Below are 20,145 nucleotides of genomic sequence, written 5' to 3'. Positions count from 1 at the left end.
CCCGTGCAGCCGGGCGGTGCGGTTCGGACATTCACCCCTCGTTCTGGCTCTCCGCCGAAACGACGGTGGAATCGCAGCCAGACGGGCGCGACCAGGGTGGCGGCCTACCTGCCGTTCATGCCGCGCACGGCCGGGCCCGGCGGGGTGGAGGCCGAGCAGAGGTACGGCCGGGCCCGGCGGGGTGGAGGCCGAGCAGAGGTAGAGCCAAGGAACCGGCGTCTTCCAAGATGCCGTCGACGATGCTCAGCTTCTCCGTGCGCTGGGCGCCGGCGGGCCGGCTTTCCCGCTCGGTGACGTGCACGCTCAGCCCGGTCCGGGCCAGGACGAGCGCCGCTCCCGGCCCGTGGGCCCGGCTCCAACCACGTCGACGTCAGGCACGGGACCTCCAGGCCAGGGTGATGGGGGCCACGAGCAGGCCGACCTCCGAGCGCACCCACCACTCTCGGGTCTCTCGGCGTTCGTCCGGAGTGGAGTAGCGGTAGCGGTAGACCCGGGCGCGCACGTAGCGGGGCGGGGCCTGCGGGAACGGGTTGACCCGCACCATCCGCAGCGTGGGTCGGTCGCCCTCGAGGAGGCGGGCCAGGAACATCTCGAACCAGCGGGTGCCCGGGTCGCCGAGCGCCAGGAACCACATCAGCCAGTCCAGGCGCAGGTGGTACGGCGCGAACTGGCGGGGCCGGTGCTCGGGGTCGCCGGGCTTGCCGCGGAATTCGTAGGCGCGCCAGCCCGTCTCGTCGGTCGGGTCGGCGGCGTCGCTGCCCTCGACGACCACCTCGTGGCGCTGCCGGGTGACCGTGCCGAACGCACCGTAGGCGTTCACCAGGTGGTACCGGTTGAAGCTCGCATTCATCAGTTGCCGGCGGGCGACCAGGTTGCGAAGCGGCCAGTAGCTGAGCACCAGGAGCAGGGAGGTGGCCAGGCTGACCACGATCACGAACCAGAGCGGGCCATCCGGTGCGGCCTCCCCGGCCGGCAGCCACGGCAACACCGCGCGCAGCGTGGCGTCGTCGACGGCAGAGAAGGCCAGCACGATGGTGATCCAGTTCAGCCAGGCGAAGTTGCCGGTGAGCACCAGCCAGAACTGGCTGAGGATCACGATCAGGGCCGCGACGGATGCGACGGGCTGGGGCGCAAAGAGGAAGAACGGCACGACCAGCTGCGCGAAGTGGTTGCCAATCACCTCCCCGCGGTGGAACCACGGGGGCAGATGGTGTGCGAACCAACTGAGCGGGTTCGGCATCGGCTGCGTTTCATGGTGGTAATAGAGGGCGGTCAGGTCTCGCCACTCCCGGCCGCCGCGGATCTTAATCAGGCCGGCGCCGAATTCCAGCCGGAAGAGCAGCCAGCGGCAGAACAGGATCACGAAGAGCGGAGGGGCCACCTGCTCGGAGCCGAGGAAGGCCACCACGAAACCGGCCTCCAGCAGCAGACTCTCCCAGCCGAACGAGTAGAAGGATTGGCCGACGTTGACGATCGACAGGTAGCCCACGAAGAGCAGGAGGAAAGCGACCATCGGCAGCCAGGGCGGCCCGAGCTGCGGCAGGCCGGCCACGAGCGTGGCCGCCACGGCGGCGCCGGACCAGGCGAGGGAACGCAGCATCCGGTCGGAGTAATGCCAGTGGAAAATACTCGGCGACGCGCTGAACCTCACGCGGGCCACAAAACGGGCCACCGGGAGCAGGCCATGGTCGCCGAGCAGCGCGGGGAATTGGTTGACGGCCGAAACGAAGGCGATCAGGTAGCAGGCAGCCACCCCGCGCTGCAGCACCTGCCGCGCGATCTCGTATTCTCCGGCCCCGAACCAGTCCATTTGCGCACAATCTAGGCCTTCCCCGGCCTGGGTTCAATCGGACCGGCTGTAATCGGAGCCGCCCCCTTGACGGGGGAAACTAAACCGGTATAGTCTTTCTAAACCGGTTCAGGTTGGGTCGGCTGTCAATGAGGAGGCCCAGAAACGTGCCTGCGAACATTCCTGCCACCACCACCGTGAAGCCCACCGCTCAGTCCACCACGAAGTCCACCGCGAAGTCCGCCGCGAAGTCGGTCGCGAACCCCCCAAAGGTCACCATCGAGGTGGTCGCCAAGCGGGCCGGCGTCAGCAAGGGCCTCGTCTCCTTCGCCCTCAACAACCGGCCCGGAGTCGCCCCCGAGACCCGGGTGCGCATCCTTCAGGTCGCCAAGGAGCTGGGCTGGAAGCCGTCCCTCCGCGCCCGGTCGCTCTCCACGCAGCGGTCCTACGCGCTCGGCCTCGTGATCGCCCGCAACCCGGACGTGCTTGCCTCCGACCCGTTCTTTCCCTCCTTCATCGCGGGCGTCGAGAGCATCCTTGCCCCGGAAGGTCGCGCCCTCGTGCTCAGCGTCGTTCCCGACGAGGAGACCGAGTTGAAGACCTACCGCTCACTCGTGGCCGACGGGCGCGTCGACGGGGTCTTCCTCAGCGACCTCCGCCACGGCGACCCGCGCATCCCGCTCCTCGCCGAGCTGGGTCTGCCGGCGGTCACGCTCGGACGTCCCGACGGGCCCAGCCCCTTCCCCGCGGTGACCGTGGACGACACACCGGGTGTGATGGCATCCGTCGCTCACCTCGCCACCCTCGGCCACCGCCGCATCGCGCACGTCGCAGGCAGCTCGACGCTGCTGCACGGCAGCCGCCGGCGCGCGGCCTTCGCCGCCGCCCTGCGCGAGGCGGGCCTGCCGGAGGGGCAGACCGTCGAGACCGATTTCTCCGTGGGCGCCGGGTCAGATGCCACTCGGCGCCTCCTGACCCAGGACACGCCCCCGACTGCGATCGTCTACGCCAACGACCCGATGGCCATCGCCGGTCTCGGCATGGCGCACGAGCTGGGCGTGCGGGTCCCCGACGACCTCTCGATCACGGGCTACGACGACATCGACTTCTGCCGTTACGTGTACCCGCCCCTGACCACCGTCAGCGCAGCACCGATGGCGTGGGGGCGCGCGGCGGCGAGCACGCTTTTGGCCCTGATGGAGAACGGCTCGGCGGACGACGTGGACCTCCCGGCGGCCCGGCTCGTGGTGCGCGGGTCGACCGCCCCGCCCCACGGCTGACCCACAGCGCTGACACATGTTTACCGCAGCAAGGCTGCTGCGGGTTTCGAGAAATGGAGCACCACATGCACAGCAATGGAATGGCCAAGCGGATTCTCACCGTTACGGCGGCATCCGCCACAGTGGCCCTGGCACTGAGCGCTTGCGCGTCCGGGGGGACGACGGGTGACGCAGCCACCAACCGCGGGCCGATCACGATCTGGTACTCGAACAACGAAACCGAGATCGCCTGGGGCAAGCAGATGGTGGAGGCCTGGAACGCCGAGAACCCGGATGAAAAGGTGAAGGCGCAGGAAATCCCGGCCGGTAAGAGCAGCGAGGAGGTCATCGGTGCCGCCATCACGGCCGGCAACGCCCCCTGCCTCGTATTCAATACGGCCCCGGTCGCGGTGCCGCAGTTCGAGAAGCAGGGTGGTCTCGTCGACCTCTCCAGCTTTGAGGACGGCGCCGCCTACATCGAGGCACGCAGCGGCGACACGGCCGAGCAGTACCAGGGCGCCGACGCGAAGTACTTCCAGATGCCGTGGAAGTCCAACCCCGTCATGATCTTCTACAACAAGGACATGTTCACCGCCGCCGGACTCGACGCCGAGAACCCCCAGTTGGCCACCTACGACGAATTCCTCGCCACCTCGCGCACCCTCGTCGAGAGCGGCGCCGCGCCGAACGCCATCTACCCGGCCCCGACCAGTCAGTTCTTCCAGAGCTGGTTCGACTTCTACCCGCTCTACGCCGCCGAAACCGGTGGCACGCAGTTGATCGAAGACGGTGAGGCCACCTTCAACGACGAGGACGGCGCGAAGGTCGCGGAGTTCTGGAAGACCCTGTACGCCGAGGGTCTTGCCGGCAAAGAGCAGTACCAGGGCGACTCGTTCGCCGATGGCCAGGCCGCGATGTCCATCGTCGGCCCGTGGGCCGTGTCGGTGTACAAGGACGCCGTGAACTGGGGTGCGGTTCCCGTTCCCACCAGCGAGGGCACTCCGGCCGAGGAAACCTACACGTTCAGTGACGCGAAGAACGTCGGAATGTTCACGGCCTGCGAGAACCAGGCCACCGCCTGGGATGTGCTGAAATTCGCCACCAGCGAGGACCAGGACGGACAGCTTCTCGAGCTGACCGGCCAGATGCCGCTCCGCGAGGACCTCCCAACGGTGTACCCGGAGTACTTCGCGGCCAACCCGGCCTACGAGCAGTTCGGCGACCAGGCATCCCGCATGGTCGAGGTTCCCAACGTCTCCAGCTCGGTCGCCGCCTGGCAGGCCTTCCGCGACGCGTACACGAAGTCGGTCATCACCGGCGAGGGTGAGATCCCCGCCGCCCTCGACTCCGCCGCCGAGAAGATCAAAACCCTGATCTCCAAGCCGTAACGGATGTCCCAGTCAACCGCGAGTCGGACCGTCGCCGGGAGGAGCACAACTCCTCCCGGCGGGGGCCCCCGCCGCCGCAAACACCCCCTTCTGGGCAAGAACCCATTCGGGCTCCTGCTCAGCGCCCCCTACCTCATCTTCGTTCTGGCCGTCTTCGCCTACCCGCTGGTCTTCGCCTTCTGGATGTCGTTCCACGACTACTTCTTCGCAGCACCCGGCGCCGCTGTGGACCGGCCATTCGTCGGCCTGGACAATTTTCGGGAAGTGCTGGCCGACCCGGCCATCATCCGTTCCTTCGGCAACGTGGGAGTCTTCCTGCTGATCAACGTGCCGTTGACGGTCATCCTCTCGCTCATGCTCGCCACCGCCTTGAACAAGGCCGTGCGGTTCCGCACCTTCCTGCGCGTCGCCTACTACGTGCCCTACGTGACCGCGAGCGTCGCCGTCGTCGGCGTCTGGATCTTCCTGTTCAGCGGCAACGGCCTCGTGAACCAGATTCTCGGGCCGCTCGCGCCCGATCCGGCGTGGCTGATCAACGAGGACTGGGCCATGCCCACCATCGCGATCTTCGTGACCTGGAAGGGCCTCGGATTCTTCATTCTGCTCTACCTGGCCGCCCTGCAGAACGTGTCGGAGGAACTGTACGAGGCCGCTTCAACGGATGGCGCGGGCAGGATCCGAAGTTTCTTCTCGGTCACCGTGCCGGGCGTACGCCCGGCGACTGTGCTCGTGCTGCTGCTCTCGACGGTCACCGGCGCCAACCTCTTCACGGAGCCGTACCTGCTCACCGGCGGCGGCGGCCCGAACGGGGCATCCTCGTCACCCGTGCTGATGATGTACCAGCGCGGGATCGAACAGGGGTCGCCCGACACGGCGGCCGCGATCGGCGTCATCCTCGTGATCGGAGTTCTCATCCTCGCGTTCATCCAGCGCAAGCTTGCAGGCGGTGACGAATCATGAGCCGCGGGCAGAACATCCTGCGGGGTGTGGTGCTCACGGTCGGGGCGCTTGTGTTCCTGTTCCCCTTCTACTACATGGTCATCGGCTCGCTCCAGAAGGAACCGGACCCGACTGTCGCCGGCGCGTTCCCGAACCCCGCCAACCTGACGCTCGACAACTACGGTGACATCAACAGCCGGATCAACCTGCTGCAGGGGCTGCTCAACTCGGGGATCTTCACGGGTGGCGTCATTCTCTTCACCGTGGTTTTCGGTGTTCTGGTGGGCTACGCCCTCGCCCAGCTGCAGTGGCGCGGACGCGGTGTCACCTTCGCTCTCGCACTGCTCGTGCAGGTCGTGCCGTTCCAGCTGCTGATGATCCCGCTCTACGTGATGATCGCCCGGGACTACGGACTGGCCGACAACTATCTGGGCATGATCCTGCCGTTCGCCATCAACTCGACTGCCGTGATCATCTTCCGGCAGTACTTCCTGCAGATTCCGAAGGATCTGTTCGATGCCGCCCGCATCGACGGCGCCGGCGAACTGCGGATCCTGCGGCGGATCGCCCTGCCTCTGGTGCGGCCGGCCCTGCTGACCGTCGTGCTGCTGACCTTCATCGGACCGTGGAACGAATTCCTCTGGCCGTTCCTGATCACCAAGGAAGCGTCCCTCCAGCCTCTCGCCGTGTCACTCGCCAACTACCTCAGCAATATCGCCGCCACAGCGGCGAACCCGTTCGGGGCGGTTCTCGCCGGGGCCTGCGTCCTGGCCGCCCCTGCTGTGATCCTGTTCCTCCTCTTCCAACGGCACTTCGTGTCGAACAATATCGGCTCCGGCGTGAAAGGTTAGAAATGCCCAACCCCACTGAATTCCCCTACACCCTGACCCGAATGGGCGTCATCATGACGCCCGAAGCGGGCAACGACCTCGAGGCCGAGGGGGTGCTGAACCCCGGCACGGGGCACTCTGCCGACGGCACTCTGTATCTGCTCCCCCGACTGGTCGCCACCGGAAACGTCTCCCGCGTCGGACTCGCAAAGGTCATCATCACCGACGGCGTACCCACGGGCGTCGAACGCGAGGGTGTCGTTCTTGCACCGGACCGCGGCTGGGAGCGCGGCGCGAACAACGCCGGAGTGGAAGATCCCAGGATCACCTTCGTTCCCCGGCTCGGCCTACACGTGATGACCTACGTCGCCTACGGCCCCCTCGGCCCGCGCACGGCCGTTGCCGTGTCCTCGGACCTGCGCGAGTGGCGCCGGCTCGGTCCGGCGCTGTTCGCCTTCGACGACACGCTGGACATGGACCTGAACCTGTTCCACAACAAAGACACCGTGTTCTTCCCGGAGCCGGTCGCCGGCCCGAATGGAGTCGAGTGCTTCGCCGTGCTGCACCGCCCGATGTGGGATCTGGGCGAGGTCAAGCCGGGTGAGGGCATCCGTGTTCCCGCCGGCGTCACCGACACCCGGCAGAGCATCTGGATCAGCTATCTGCCGGTCGCGGATGTGCTCGCCGACATCTCGAAGCTCACCTTCTGGAGCGGCCACCGTTTCCTGGCCGGGCCGGAGTTCGCGTTCGAAGAGCTGAAGATCGGCGGCGGCCCTGCCCCGTTGCGGGTGCCGGAGGGCTGGCTGCTGATGCACCACGGCGTCACCGGAACCATCGACGGCGCGTTCTCGCAGCAGCAGAAGGTGAACTACTCGGCCGGAGCGATGATTCTCGACGCGGACGACCCGACCATCGTGCTGAAGCGCACGTCGGAGCCGCTGCTCAAGGCGGAGACGCCCGATGAGATCAGCGGCATCGTGCCGAACGTGGTGTTTCCGACCGCGATCGAGGAGATCGCGGGGCAGCTGTTCGTGTTCTACGGCATGGCCGACTCGAAGATCGGCGTGGCGCGCCTGGATCGCGTGGGCTCGTAGGGGCTCAGGTGCTGGCGCTGGCGTGTTGAGCGCTTGAGCGCTTGTCCGTTGATGGCGGTCTCGGCGGGGCTCATCCCCGGGAGGCCGCCTTCGGCTTTCGTGGCGCAGGGTGTGGAAGCAGGCTCACCGCTGACGCTGCAAACGATCATCGGTGGCGCCGCGCGGCCAAACAGCCGGGCGGTTGAACAAAGATACGAAACTTTTATCCACAAAAGATGAGTGACACTCGACTACGTGTGCTCCTTAAGTNTTATCCACAAAAGATGAGTGACACTCGACTACGTGTGCTCCTTAAGTTATCCTCATAACATGACGAACTCGCGGATGACCTCAGGCAGGCGGCCGACGCCGTCGCCCTGCTGGGCTCCTCGAGCGCCGACCTCGCGACTCTTCCCGACGCCGAGGCTTTGGCCGGCCAGAAGCGGATGGCCGGCGCGCGCCGTCTGCTCGACACCTATGCCGCGTTGATGGCCGCAACCATCGCCCGCCGGTCCCGCCCGGAACTCGGCCACTCGGGGCTGGCCGCGCAGCAGGGGTTCCTCTCGCCCGAGGCCCTGATCCAGAACTGGACCGGCTCATCCAAAGGTGACACGTACAAGCTCGTCGCGGTCGGCACGATGATGGCCGACACCAAGGCGGCCGACAAGCTGGTCGAAGAGGCACTCTCGACGCTCTCGACGCCCGACGCCGACGCCGACGCCGATGCTGTCGACGTCGCGGCGTTCACCGCGAGGGTGCCCTGGCAGGCGCCGGTCACCCGGGGCGTCACCGCCGGCACGCTCTCGGTTGACGCGGCCGAGGCTATCCGGGCCGGGCTCGGCCAGATCGACGCGGCAGTTACCGCGGAGAAGCTCGGGGTGGCCCTCGCGGCGCTCCTCACCGAGGCACCGTCACTGAATGCCGACGAGGTCTCCAAACGGGCCCGCCGGATGCGCGACCGGCTCGATCAGGCCGGCATCACCGCCCGGGAGAAGTAGGCCCACGACGACCGCTCCCTGAAGGTCTACCGGCTGAGCAACGGCAACGTGCGCCTGAACGGGCTCTTCGCCCCCGAAGACGGCGAGTTCGTGCTCTCCACCTTCGACTCCATCACCAGCCCCCGCCGCGGCGGAGTGCGCTTCGTCGACCCGGAACGCGCCGCCTGGGCCCAAAAAAAGCAGGACGACCCGCGCAGCACCGAGCAGATCAACACGGACTCCCTCGTGCAACTGCCGAAGGTCGCCGGCGAAGCCGACCCCGGCCGGGTCTTCGGCGGATGCCGCCCGGCGGTGCGCGTGATCGTGACCGAGAAAGTCCTCACAGCCGAACCCGCCGCGCCGGGTGCCGCCAAACCCGCCGCTCACGGGCAGATCGAAGGCAACCCGGTCCCCATCTCGCAGGAAACCATCGACCGGGTGCTCTGCGACACCGGCACCCGCGGCATCAAGTTCAACGACATCGGCCAAATCATCAACGTCGGCCGTGACGAACGACTCTTCACCGAGAAACAACGCGCCGCAATGGGAGTGCGCGACGGCGGATGCCGGTGGGTCGACTGCGACCGATCACCAGCCTCGAGCGAAGCCCACCACATCAACGACTGGCTCACCGACACCGGAGACACCAACCTCGCCGAAGAAGTACTGCTCTGCCACCCGCACCACCTACTGCTACACAACCAGCACTGGAAGATCACCCGCACCGAAACGCAACACTGGCTCCGGCCACCGGTGGAGAACGACCCGGAACAGACACTGATCGCACTGCCGAGCAAGCGGGTGGGGATGTAGGGCGCGGCTCTCGTCCCGGGTCTTGACAGGCTCGACCACCGGCGGGCGGCGGCGGGGCGCGGCGGGGCGGGGCGCGGCGTGCTATTCGGCGGGCGGCGCGGTGGGAAGGAGGGCGAGGGTGGCCTTGAGGCGGGCCTCGGCGTCGTCGTCACCCTGACCCGCGAGACTCGCCGCGATGTTCGCCTCGGTCACGGCGCGGAGCACCTCGTCCCGCTGGATGCGCACGCCCCGGGGAGCGTCGACGCCGATCCGGATGCTGTCACCGCGCACGTCGAGAACGGTGATGACGATGTCGTCACCGATGAGGATCTTCTCCCCCTGTTTGCGTGTTAGAACCAGCACTCGTCCAGCCTAGCTTGACCGGTCGGGCCGGCCCGCGAGCCGTCGCCGCATTCCGGCCACGGTGCTGGCCTCGGCGGGGGCGCCGTCGACCCAACCGATGGGGATCTGCAGCTCATCGACGGTCTCAGGCGAGACGGTGTCGCCATAGCCCGTCACCGCGATCGCGTCGACGTGCACGCTCTGGGCAACCTCAGCCGCCCACCGGGCGGTGTCTGCGGGCTTGCGGCCGGCATCGACGACCAGCCAGACCTGCTCGGCACCGAGCGCGGCCACCAATGCGGCGTAGATGTCCGCCGTGGCCGGGTCGGCACCCAGACCGAAGGCCAGAATTCCGGTCTGTCCGAGCTTGACTCCCCTGGCCCGTGCCTCCAGCGCCGTGCGCCGGTCGAGGATGCGCGCGAGCCCGGCCGCGGCAGGCGCTCCGACGTCGATCGCGCCGGCCACGAGGACCTCAGCCGAACCATGCGCCACGGCCAGCTCCCGCGCAATCCGCACCGCGGCATCCTGCCACCCGACGACGAGAACGAGGTTTCCGACACCCGGGAGCGGCCGCGGCACCGCCGCTTCGGCGGCCGCCTGCTCGCTCTCTCTCAGCCGGGCGTCCCTGCGCCTGCCGCCCCCCTGGGCGGCCGCCGGGGCGGGGGCGGGCGGCGCGGGAGTGGGCAGCACCGGCGGGATGGGTTCCTGGGTGGCGAAGGTGAGTTCGTCCATCAGGCGGGCGAAGCCGTCCGTCGCGGTCGACAGGGGCGGGGAGGAGACGGGTGCCGCGGCCCGGGGAAAACCCGCTTCCGCCGCGTCGGCATCGTCGAGAAGCGCGGCGATGCCGAGCCGGGCCTGCACGTCGAGTCGGGAGTGGGCCGCGCGCCGCCGCCGCTCCGGCACCTCGACCGTGACCTCGATGTGCCGGCGGGCGAAGAAGCCCTTGATGCCGCCGACGGTGACCCGTTCGGCGGCCACGATGCGCGCATCCGCACCGTGCTCGGCGAGGATGCGTGCCTTCAGCTCCTGGAGGGATGAACCCTCAAGCTGAAATCGACTCGGTTCCACGTACCACTCCCACCGTTTCGATGGCCACGTTCGCCGAGGTGACCTCCTGATAGGACAGCACGGAGATACCGCCGGACTGCGCCGACACTAGTCGACGGATGGCCGGGCGCAGCGCCGGCGCGCAGACCAGCACCGCGGAGAGTCCGGCCGCTTCCACGTTGCCCAGCGCCTCCTTCAGCGACCCGAGAATGGCGTCGACCCGGTTCGGCTCCAACATGATCTGGGTGCCCTGGTCGGAGGGACGCATCCCCTCGAGCATGGACTGCTCCAAGGCAGGCTCGATCATGATCACCCGGAGCAGCCCGTCGTCGAGATACTGCGCTGTGAGAGCCGGGCCCAGCGCCTGACGGGCCGTCTCGATCAGGCCCTCCGGGTCATTCGACACCTTGGCGCGCAGGGAGAGGGACTCGTAGATGCGGGGCAGGTCGTTGATCGGGATCTGCTCCGCGAGCAGACCCTGCAGCACGCGCTGCACCTCGGCGAGGGAGAGCAGTCCGGGGATCAGATCCTCCACGGCGGACGGATTGACCAGCCGCACCCCCTCGGTGAGCACCCGCACGTCCTCGCGGGTGAGGAGCCTCGCCGCGTTGCCGGTGATGATCGAGGACAGGTGGGTGATGAGCACCGACACCCGGTCGATGACCGTGGCCCCGGTCATCTCCGCGCTGTGCCGCATCTCGCTGGGCACCCACTTGCCGGTGAGGCCGAACACGGGCTCCACCGTGGCCTGGCCCGGCAACGAGTCGAGGGCGTCGCCGAGGGCGAGCACCTTGCCGGCCGGGGCGACCCCGCGGCCGGCCTCCACGCCGGCGATCCGGATCGAATAGGTGGAGGAGGGCAGGTCCATGCTGTCGCGGGTGCGCACGGGCGGCACCACCACGCCGAGGTCGATGGCAACCTTGCGGCGCAGGGCACGCACGCGAGCCAGGAGGTCGTCCTGGGCTCCGGAGACAAGGTCGACGAGGTCAGGGGCCAGCAGGATCTCCAGGGCGTGCACCCGCATGGTTTCGATCAGGTCTTCTGGTGTGTCAGAGCGGGGCGCCATCGCCTCGGCGGCGACACCGGCATCCCGGCCCGCCTGGTCGCGGCTCTCCCCTGCCTTGATCCGGCGGGCGAAGAGGATCAGACCCAGCCCGATCACCACGAACGGGATGATCGGCATGCCCGGGATCAGGGCCATCAGGAGGGCCGCGCAGCCCGCGATCATCAGTGCGTTGCGGGACTGGGTGAGCTGGCCGGAGGCTGCCTCGCCGATGTCGGACTCCGCGTTGGAGCGGGTCACGATCATGCCGGTCGAGACCGCCATCAGCAGGGCCGGGATCTGCGTCACGAGGCCGTCGCCGATGGTGAGCAGGGAGTAGGTGCTCATGGCCTCGGTGACGGATAGTCCGAGCGAAATCATGCCGATCGCGATGCCGCCGACCAGGTTGATGATGATGATGACGATGCCGGCGATCGCGTCACCCTTGACGAATTTCGACGCGCCGTCCATGGCACCGTAAAAGTCCGCCTCGGCGGAGACCTCGGCCCGGCGTTCCCTGGCCTGCACGTCGGTGATCAGGCCGGCATTCAGGTCGGCGTCGATGGCCATCTGTTTGCCGGGCATGGCGTCGAGGGTGAACCGCGCACCGACTTCGGCGACGCGTTCGGCACCCTTGGTGACCACCACGAATTGGATCACGACGAGGATCAGGAAGATCACAGCGCCGATGATGAGCGACCCGCCCACGGCGACGTCGCCGAACGCGGCAATCACCTGCCCGGCGTAGCCGTCGCTGAGCACGAGCCGGGTCGAGGCCACGTTCAGGCCCAGCCGGAACAGGGTCGCGACGAGCAACAGCGACGGGAAAACGGAGAAATCGAGGGGCTTTTTGACAAACATCGTGGTCAGCAGTGTGACCAGCGCCAGGAGGATGTTGACGATGATCAGCACGTCGAGCAGCACGGCGGGCACCGGCACGACGAGCAGCAGGATGATACCGACAACCCCGACCGGCACCGCGAGTTTGGCGAGATTGCTGTTCATCGGTGGCCTCCGGCCGTCAGGACACGATCGTTGAGGGTGTGCACGCGGGAACCGCGGCCGGTGCGTTCGCCGGCTCCAGAGCCGCGAGACTTCAGCGCGAGCACGAAGGCGAGCACCTGCGCGACGGCGTTGTAGAGCTCCACCGGGATCTCGTCACCCAGCTGGCAGGCGCTGTGCAGTGCACGGGTGAGCGGGATGTCCCGCACGATGGGGACCCGGTCGGTCTCCGCCTGTTCCCGGATGCGCGCCGCGATCACTCCCGCTCCCGTGGCCACGACCCGGGGGGCGGACTTGCCCGGCTCGTAGCGGAGAGCGACGGCGAAGTGGGTGGGGTTGACCAGCACGACGTCGGACGTGGCGACGGCGGCGATCATGCGGTTGCGACTCATGGCGAGCTGCCGGGCCCGGCGCTGCGACTTCACCATCGGGTCACCCTCGGAACTCTTGTTCTCATCAGTGACTTCCTTCTTCGTCATGCGGGTGCGCTTGCGGTTGCGCTTCATCACGACGAACACATCCGCGGCGGCGAGTACCAGGCCGGCGATGACAGCCGACTGCACAAGAGCGGTCGCGCCGTCACTGGCCGCTCCGATCAGCACGGAGACGGGCAGTCCCCCGGCCGTCATCAGGATGGGAGCGAGCCCCTGCACCACGAGCACCAGCACGAGACCCACGGCGATGGTCTTGAGCAGCGCCGTGACGCCCTGCCAGACGGCCTGGCCGCCGAAGGTGCGACCGAGGCCGGTCACCAGGTTGAACTGCTCGTATTTTCCGGCGACCTTCTTGAAGTGCACGCCGCCCTGCGCCACAGCGCCCACGAGGACGACCACGAAGACCGTCGCGAGCATCGGGGTGAGGATGGTTCCCATCGAGGCCAGCGAGTCCACCAGCATCTGCACGGCGAGGTCCGGCTGCGGGTTGGCGACCAGGCTGCGAATACGGATCATCTGGTCGGTTCCGGCGTCCGCGGCCAGACCGATGGTGACGGGGGCCATGGCGGCGGCCGCGCCGATGCCGATCCACGCGGTCAGGTCCTGGGACTTGGAGAGCTGGCCCTTGGACCGCACCTCGCGCATCCGTTTGTCGGTGGCTTGTTCGGTCTTCTCACCGGAGTCGGACAGCTATCTCACCCCCAGCATGGTGGCAACGGCGTCGTCGGTCAGCGACGCGACGATGCGCGGCAGGGCCACGAACCCGGCGGCGCCCAGCGTGAACGTGATCAAAATCTTGAGCGGGAACCCGAGCGCGAACGCGTTGAGGGCCGGGGCCACCCGGGTGAGCAGGCCGAGGCCGACGTCGGCGAGGAACAGGACGACGATCAGCGGTCCGGCGATCTGCACGGCGGAGAGCAGCATTTGGCCGACCGCGACTGTGATGGTCTGCATCGGCACCGCGAGGTCGATGCCGCCCCCGATCGGCAGGGCCGCGAACGTACGCGTGATGCCGCCAAGGATCAGCTGATAGCCGCCCGAGGCGAATAGGAGCGCCAGCGCGGTCATCTGGTACAGCCGCGTGAACTGGGCACCGTTGACCATGGCCTGCGGGTCGAAGCCCTGAGCGAGCTGGAAGCCGCCGAACATGTCGATCAGGTTGCCGGCGGACTGGATAGCGGAGAAGACCACGAGCACGAGGAAGCCGAGCAGGCCGCCGACCACGATCTCGAGGAGCAGGGCGGCGAAGAAACCGCCGGTGTCGGGCGAGACCCAACCCGGCGTGACCCGAGGCGAAACCGCCAGGGCCAGGCCGAGGGCGAGCATGCCCTTGATCCGCAGCGGGAACGCGTTGTAGGAGAACGGCGGCGCCACGATGAGGAACGCCACCATCCGCACGCCCGCGAGCATGGTGGCTTCGATCCAGGCGAAGTCAAGGGTGATGTTCATCAGCCGCCACCGATGAGGCCGGGGATCTTGGCGAAGAGCATCTCCGTGAAGGACACCATCTCGGAGATCATCCAGTGCCCGGAGATGATCAGCGCCACAGCCACGGCGATGGCCTTGGGCACGAACGACAGCGTCACCTCCTGGATCTGGGTGATCGACTGCAGCAGGGAAATGGCGAAACCGACGACCAGGGCGGTGATCAGGATCGGCGCGGACAGCTTGCCGGCGATCAGGATGCCCTGCAGTCCGATGTCGAGGACGGCGTTGGTATCCATCAGCCACCCCGGTAACTGGAGACGAGGGTCGTGATGATCAGACCCCAGCCGTCGACGAGTACGAACAGGAGGATCTTGAACGGCAGCGAGATCATCACCGGCGGCAGCATCATCATGCCCATCGACATCAGCGCCGCGGACACGACGAGGTCGATCACCAGGAACGGCACGAAGATGACGAACCCGATGATGAACGCGGCACGCAGCTCGGAGATCATGAACGCCGGGATCAGCGTGAGCAGCGACACGGCCTCGCGGGTCTCCGGGTTCGGCTGATCGGCGGCCCGGGTCATCAGGGCGAGGTCCTCCTCCCGGGTGTGCGCGAGCATGAACGTGCGCAGCGGCTTCGAGCCGAGTGTGACGGCGTCGTCGAAGGACATGGTGCCGTTCAGGTACGGCTGCAGGGCGCCGTCGTTGATGTCGGTGAGGATGGGCGACATGATGAACAGCGACAGGAACAGGGCCAGGCCGGCCAGCACCTGGTTCGGCGGGATCGACGGCAGTGCGAGCGCGTTGCGGGTCATCGCGAGCACAACGAAGATCTTCGTGAAGCTGGTCATCATCAGCAGCAGGGCCGGCGCGACCGACAGCAGGGTGATCCCGATCAGGGTCACGATCGCCGAGGACGGTTCGCCGTTCGGGCCGTTGATCTGCACGTTGAGCCCGCCGCCGCCCGGGTCCGTGGGGGTGGCCGGGTCGGTCGGCGTGACCGGATCGGTCGGGGCGGCATGGCCCGCCGGCGCCACGAGCAGCACGAACGCCACGACGATCACGAGCACGAGGGCCGCCATCATCAGGTACCGGGCGATGTCCCGGCTTCGATCCGGGCGCACGGCCGCGAGTGTCACCGGCCCTGCCGGAGGGCGGCAGCGGTCTGCTGCCAGGTGGCGGGAGACAGGATCGACCCGCCGATCCGGCCCGGAATGGCGCGGTCCCGGCGCGGCCTGAGGATGAGCGGCGGCGTGAGCTCCTCTCCGTCGTGAGTGGCGCCGGCGTGCGCGGCGTGCGTTGCCTGGTCGAGCTCGCGGGCGAAGTCGGCCGCGGCGTGGTGCGCGCGGCGTCCGGGAAGGGTAGCGGCGAGGGCGGCGGCGAGGGGTGCCGGGAGGGGCGCCGCGGCATCCGTCGGCGCCTGACCGTCGTGCAGCACGCTGACCGACTGCTCGGTCACGCCGAGCACGAACCGGCGGCCCTCGATGTCGACGACGACGACGGATGCCTTCTGGCCGACGCCCTGCCGGCCCACCACGGTGACCAGGTTCGGGGTGCGGCCACCGAGGGAGCCCTTCGTCAGCTTGCGCTGGAGCACCCAGAGCAGCCCCAGCACGGCGGCCAGGGACAGCGCCACCCGGAGCGCGACCAGGGTGGTTTCCACCTAGGTCAGGCTCTCGGCCACATCGAGGATCTGGGTGATCCGCACCGCGTAGTCCTGGTCGACGACCACAATCTCGCCGTGCGCGATCAGCCGGCCGTTGAGCAGGATGTCCGCGGGAGCCCCGGCGGACCGGTCGAGTTCGATGACGGCACCCGGTTCGAGTGAGAGCACGTCGCGCACCGACATGCGGGTACGCCCGATTTCCACGGTCAACGACATCTGCACGCTGTTGATCCGGCCGAGCTTGCCGGACACGGACTGGCTGGACCTGGCCGCACCGTTGGAGACGCCGTTGTCACGCAGCCGCACGGCGAACCAGCCGGTGATCTGGCCGTCGCCGGACAGCTCGAAGACGCTGGTGGCGGGATCCGCGAACAGGGCCGTGGCGTCGTCGGACCGGGTGTCCCCCAGGACCCCGATCCCGAAGACGCCGGACGCGCTCTCCAACGCCGGGCGCAGCACGTCCTGACGGGAGATCAGCGAGGAATCGAGGCCGGACGCGGAGTCGAGGGCGGCCGGGTCCGCAAGCACGACGGCGAGATCCGCGGAGGTGACGCCGACGAAGGAGGCGACCGCGGCGGTGCCGAGCCGGCCGGCGAGGGCGGCACCGGAGCAGGACTCGGCCCGGAGCCGCGTCACGGTGGGGAGCACGTCCAGCAGGGCCTCGACGGCCGCCGTCTGCACGGCGATGGGGATGACGGTCATGGGGTGGACTCCTCGGTGTCGATGACGATGCAGGCCAGTCGGGAGCCGTTGGAACCGACGGCGGCGCGGGCGAGCGTGTGGCCGTCGACGACCACGTCGAGCGGGCGGTGCTGGGGGTGCGGAAGGGGCAGCACATCATTCACGGCAAGACCCAGCACGATGCTGGGCAGAACCAGCGCGGGCGTCAGCTGCAAGGAGACATCCACCGGAACCTGGGCCAGCTGGCCGCGCAGCAGCTCGGCCGGGTCGGCACTTCCGGTCTCCGGAGCCGACTCGACGAGTTGAGGCAACAGTGCCTCCGCCGGAAGGGCGACCGTGGCGGCGCAGGATGCGTCGCCGATGCGCATCGTGAAGCTGGCGACGATCATCAGGTCGGCGGTGGCCGCGGCCTGGGCGAACTGGGAGTTGTACTGGATGCCGCCGACGGTGATCGTGTGCACGAGCAGGGAACCCAGCGAGTAACGCAGGTCCTCGAGGGCGTCGTCCATGAGCCGGCGCACCAGGGCCAGCTCGATCTGGGTGAACGCCCGTTCCGGCGGCATGGTGACCGCGGTTCCGCCCAGCATGTGGCTCACCCAGGACAGGGCCGCGGAGGTCGGGAACTGCACGACGGCTTTCGCGGGGATGCCACTCACCGGGCAGAGCACCATGGCGGTCGTGGCAGGCAGCGACGACGCGTATTCGTCGTAGGTGCGCATGAGCACGTGGTCGCATTTCACCTGGGACATGACGCGCACCTTGGCGGTGAGCTGGGTGCCCCACTGGCGCGCGAAGGTTTCGAAGGCGAGTTCGAGCACCCGGGAGTGCTCGCGGGCGAGCGTTGTCGGGCGACGAAAGTCGTACACCTCGACCGTGCGCTTCGCCGAAGCGGGCACACCAATCACTGCTTGTTCCTGGACCGTCACGGTGAGGACTATCGGTCAGGGCAAACGGATGGTTAGCAGCTCAGTGTGCTTTTTCCGCGTCTTTGTCGACTTCGGTTCCCGCGGTCTCCGTGGTTTTCGTCTTTTCCGTGGTATCCACGGTTTCCGTAGTTCCCGTGTCTTCAGCAGGTTCCGTGCCGGCGGCGGTGAAACCCGAGACGATGTCGGGGATCAGCGTGCGCACCGCCTCCGGCTGGCTGGAGAGGAGCACCACGTCGACCCGTCGGTTCTGCGCCTGGGCCGCCAGATCGGCTCCCTCCGCGACCGGCCGGGCCGAGCCGTAGCCGACGGCGGAGACCCGTTCCTGACCCACGCCGCCGAACTCGACCAGGCGGCGGAGTACGGCGGTCGCCCGGCCGGCGGATAGCTCCCAGTCGGTGGGGTAGTTGGTGGTGACGCCGTGCCGGTCGGCGTGGCCCTCCACTTTCACCTCGCGGGTGTTGGCGGAGAGGATCGGCGCCACGGCGTCGAGGACCTGCACGGCCTGGCGGCTCAGGTTGGCGAGGTTGGGTTCGAAAAACGCCTCGGAGCCGATCAGCCCGATGATCAGGCCGCGGTCGTCAATGGTGAACTGCACCTCCTGGGCCACGCCCTGGGCATCCACTGCGGCCTGCAGGGCGTCCCTCACCGCGGTGAGGTCCGTGACCTCTGCCGCCGCGAGGTCGATGTCGGTGAACCCGGTCACCTCGGACTGGGCGACCTTGTCCTTGGTCACGACCACGCCCTTGGCCGTGTCGACCTTACCGACGTCGGTGGCCCCGAACCCGGTCGCGAGCGAGTTCTTCAGCTGCAGGAACTTCTCCTGGTCGACGGAAGACATCGCGAACAGCACGATGAACATGCACATCAGCACGGTGACCATATCCATGTACGACGCCATCCACCGCTCGTCGACGTGCTCGACGTGCTCCTCCTCGAGGCCCCGCCTGCGGCCGTGCCCGCGTCCGTGCCCGCTCATGCGGCCTTCGGCAGGGACGTGTCCGCCTTGTCCGCCTTGGGGCCCTTGCCTGGTTTGCCCGGTTTGCCCGGTTTGCCTGGTTTGCCTGCCCTGACGGAGGCCGGCGCGGGCACCATGGCGCGCAGTCTCTCGCCGAGGAGCCGAGGCTGGCTGCCTGCCTGCACGGCCAGCGCACCCTCCAGGAGCAGGGTCATCCGTTCGACTTCGATGTCGCTGAGGCGCTTGAGCCGGCTGCCGATCGGCAGCCAGAGGAAGTTGGCCGTGAGCAGGCCCCACAGGGTCGCGACGAACGCGGCCGCGATCATCGGGCCGAGGGTGGACGGGGTGTCGAGGTTCTCAAGCACGTGCGTGAGCGAGACGACGGTTCCGATGATGCCGACCGTGGGCGCGTAGCCGCCGAGGCTGGTGAAGAACTTGGCAGCGTTGCGGCTCTCCTTGGTAGCGGTCGCGAGCTCGTCTTCCAGCAGGATGCGCAGTTCATCGCCGTCGGTGCCGTCGGCGATGTTCTGCAGGGCGCCACGCAGGAACGGGTCGGCGACGTTGTCAGCCTCCTGCTCGAGGGCGAGCAGACCGGAACTGCGCGCCTTCTCGGCCAAGCCGACGACCTGGTCGATGACCTGCTGCGGCGGGGTGGTCTTGCCGATGAAGGCGGCGGGCACGGCTTTGAACGCGGAGATCGCGTCCCTGATCGTGCCGCCGGCGATGCCGACCGCGATGGTGGCGCCGAACACGAGAATCATCGGTGCTGGCAGAAGGATCGAGTGCAGGCTGCTGCCCTCGAGGGTGATCATGGCGAAAAGTGAGCCGAAGGCGATGGCGATTCCGACCAGGGTTGCCGGATCCATCAGAGCCTCCGCGGGCGGGCGGGAACAGTGCTGCCCGATTCGATGATTTCCTCGATCGCGTGCGGCCCCTCGACGATTTCGAGCGAACGGATGCCCGGCCGGTAGTCGGCATCCGGCGTCAGGTAGGCCAGCGAGATCACATGGGCCCGGAACCGGGCGATCTTCTCGATGACGTCGTCGAGGGTCTCCGTGACGATGAACTTGGCGCCGTCGACCATGACCAGCGTCGTGTCAGGGCTCGCGTGAATGCGCTCGATCAGGTCCGGGTTGATCGCGAACTGGCTGTTATTCAGCCGCGTCACAACGATCATGATGTCCACCCCGGGTTCAGAACGGTTCCAGCAACCGTTACGCCTCACTGTCGGCCGCCCGGCCGGGCGCGTTAGCTGCCGGCCGCATCGAGCCCGTGACCTGACCTGGAAAGCCGCACGACCACATCCGTCGCCGATTGTGGCCAACTCAGGAGATCCGTCTGGCCGAGCCGGAAATCCGGTCTGCTTCCGCACAGGTCCGCGGCGGACGGTCAACCCGGTCGCCGGATGTCCTGAGTTGGCCGCACACACGGGCACCGCCGGGGCGGCACACGCGGAAGAGTGTGGGGAGCCAGAATCTCCGTCGAACTGATTCGACGGAGATTCTGGCTCTCCTGCTTCATCTGTGGGTGTTTCGGAGCGCCTTAACGGCCGCACGCCGCTTCCTGTCTA

The 20,145-nt window shown here is 67.9% G+C and carries 19 protein-coding genes and 1 pseudogene; 6 read left to right on the top strand and 14 right to left on the bottom strand.

Annotated features, from left to right (window positions below; genetic code table 11):
• Window positions 1–370 precede the first annotated feature (370 nt).
• Entirely contained in the window at window positions 371–1,810 is a 1,440-nt protein-coding gene (locus tag CXY79_RS01080; protein ID WP_104099320.1) for a lipase maturation factor family protein, read from the bottom strand.
• A 146-nt stretch (window positions 1,811–1,956) separates the two neighbouring features.
• Between CXY79_RS01080 and CXY79_RS01075 the strand changes: the two genes are divergently transcribed.
• From CXY79_RS01075 to CXY79_RS16290, 6 genes and pseudogenes are all read left to right on the top strand, one after another.
• Window positions 1,957–3,069 (top strand): LacI family DNA-binding transcriptional regulator, encoded by a 1,113-nt coding sequence (locus CXY79_RS01075; RefSeq protein WP_233191116.1) that lies wholly within the window; start codon window positions 1,957–1,959, stop codon window positions 3,067–3,069.
• An 80-nt stretch (window positions 3,070–3,149) separates the two neighbouring features.
• A complete protein-coding gene (locus CXY79_RS01070; RefSeq protein WP_104099318.1) occupies window positions 3,150–4,436 on the top strand; it encodes an extracellular solute-binding protein in 1,287 nt (428 codons plus the stop codon).
• A gap of 3 nt (window positions 4,437–4,439) precedes the next feature.
• A complete protein-coding gene (locus tag CXY79_RS01065) occupies window positions 4,440–5,396 on the top strand; it encodes a carbohydrate ABC transporter permease (protein WP_104099317.1) in 957 nt (318 codons plus the stop codon).
• Entirely contained in the window at window positions 5,393–6,226 is an 834-nt protein-coding gene (locus CXY79_RS01060; protein WP_104099316.1) for a carbohydrate ABC transporter permease, read from the top strand. The genes CXY79_RS01065 and CXY79_RS01060 overlap by 4 nt, the downstream gene beginning before the upstream one ends.
• Before the next feature lie 2 nt (window positions 6,227–6,228).
• Entirely contained in the window at window positions 6,229–7,299 is a 1,071-nt protein-coding gene (locus CXY79_RS01055; RefSeq protein ID WP_104099315.1) for a glycosidase, read from the top strand.
• A 425-nt stretch (window positions 7,300–7,724) separates the two neighbouring features.
• A pseudogene (locus CXY79_RS16290) lies at window positions 7,725–9,068 on the top strand (DUF222 domain-containing protein).
• Window positions 9,069–9,149: 81 nt separating this feature from the next.
• Here CXY79_RS16290 and csrA read toward each other — a convergent pair.
• From csrA to CXY79_RS00980, 13 genes are all read right to left on the bottom strand, one after another.
• Window positions 9,150–9,410 carry a carbon storage regulator CsrA gene (gene csrA / locus CXY79_RS01040; protein WP_104099312.1) on the bottom strand — a complete coding sequence of 87 codons (261 nt, stop codon included), beginning with the start codon at window positions 9,408–9,410 and terminating at the stop codon, window positions 9,150–9,152.
• A 9-nt stretch (window positions 9,411–9,419) separates the two neighbouring features.
• Window positions 9,420–10,457 carry a hypothetical protein gene (locus CXY79_RS01035; protein WP_104099311.1) on the bottom strand — a complete coding sequence of 346 codons (1,038 nt, stop codon included), beginning with the start codon at window positions 10,455–10,457 and terminating at the stop codon, window positions 9,420–9,422.
• Entirely contained in the window at window positions 10,432–12,483 is a 2,052-nt protein-coding gene (locus CXY79_RS01030; RefSeq protein ID WP_104099310.1) for a flagellar biosynthesis protein FlhA, read from the bottom strand. The genes CXY79_RS01035 and CXY79_RS01030 overlap by 26 nt, the downstream gene beginning before the upstream one ends.
• Complete coding sequence (locus CXY79_RS01025) at window positions 12,480–13,604, bottom strand: flagellar biosynthesis protein FlhB (protein ID WP_104099309.1); 1,125 nt, start codon at window positions 13,602–13,604, stop codon at window positions 12,480–12,482. Before CXY79_RS01025 ends, CXY79_RS01030 begins: the two co-directional genes overlap by 4 nt.
• Window positions 13,605–14,363 carry a flagellar biosynthetic protein FliR gene (locus CXY79_RS01020; RefSeq protein ID WP_104099308.1) on the bottom strand — a complete coding sequence of 253 codons (759 nt, stop codon included), beginning with the start codon at window positions 14,361–14,363 and terminating at the stop codon, window positions 13,605–13,607.
• Window positions 14,363–14,638 (bottom strand): flagellar biosynthesis protein FliQ, encoded by a 276-nt coding sequence (fliQ, locus tag CXY79_RS01015; RefSeq protein ID WP_104099307.1) that lies wholly within the window; start codon window positions 14,636–14,638, stop codon window positions 14,363–14,365. Before fliQ ends, CXY79_RS01020 begins: the two co-directional genes overlap by 1 nt.
• Window positions 14,638–15,432 carry a flagellar type III secretion system pore protein FliP gene (gene fliP, locus CXY79_RS01010; RefSeq protein ID WP_199186706.1) on the bottom strand — a complete coding sequence of 265 codons (795 nt, stop codon included), beginning with the start codon at window positions 15,430–15,432 and terminating at the stop codon, window positions 14,638–14,640. The genes fliQ and fliP overlap by 1 nt, the downstream gene beginning before the upstream one ends.
• Window positions 15,433–15,482: 50 nt before the next feature.
• A complete protein-coding gene (locus CXY79_RS01005) occupies window positions 15,483–16,010 on the bottom strand; it encodes a flagellar biosynthetic protein FliO (RefSeq protein ID WP_104099305.1) in 528 nt (175 codons plus the stop codon).
• Window positions 16,011–16,715: a flagellar motor switch protein FliN gene (gene fliN / locus CXY79_RS01000; RefSeq protein WP_104099304.1), complete on the bottom strand. Its 705-nt coding sequence runs from the start codon at window positions 16,713–16,715 to the stop codon at window positions 16,011–16,013. It lies immediately after the preceding gene.
• The gene (locus CXY79_RS00995; protein ID WP_104099303.1) at window positions 16,712–17,599 is read right to left on the bottom strand and encodes a flagellar motor switch protein FliM; all 888 of its coding nucleotides are present in this window, start codon (window positions 17,597–17,599) and stop codon (window positions 16,712–16,714) included. Before CXY79_RS00995 ends, fliN begins: the two co-directional genes overlap by 4 nt.
• Window positions 17,600–17,660: 61 nt before the next feature.
• On the bottom strand, window positions 17,661–18,596 hold the full coding sequence (locus tag CXY79_RS00990) for a flagellar motor protein MotB (protein WP_104099302.1): 936 nt from the start codon (window positions 18,594–18,596) through the stop codon (window positions 17,661–17,663).
• A complete protein-coding gene (locus tag CXY79_RS00985) occupies window positions 18,593–19,441 on the bottom strand; it encodes a motility protein A (RefSeq protein ID WP_104099301.1) in 849 nt (282 codons plus the stop codon). Before CXY79_RS00985 ends, CXY79_RS00990 begins: the two co-directional genes overlap by 4 nt.
• Window positions 19,441–19,752 (bottom strand): flagellar FlbD family protein, encoded by a 312-nt coding sequence (locus CXY79_RS00980; protein WP_104099330.1) that lies wholly within the window; start codon window positions 19,750–19,752, stop codon window positions 19,441–19,443. The genes CXY79_RS00985 and CXY79_RS00980 overlap by 1 nt, the downstream gene beginning before the upstream one ends.
• Between the last annotated feature and the right edge of the window lie 393 nt (window positions 19,753–20,145).

The sequence above is a fragment of the Cryobacterium sp. M96 genome (genome assembly GCF_002929845.1).
GTDB lineage: Bacteria > Actinomycetota > Actinomycetes > Actinomycetales > Microbacteriaceae > Cryobacterium > Cryobacterium sandaracinum.
Note: the sequence above shows the minus strand (reverse complement) of the source record. Positions and strands in the feature narration are given on the sequence as shown.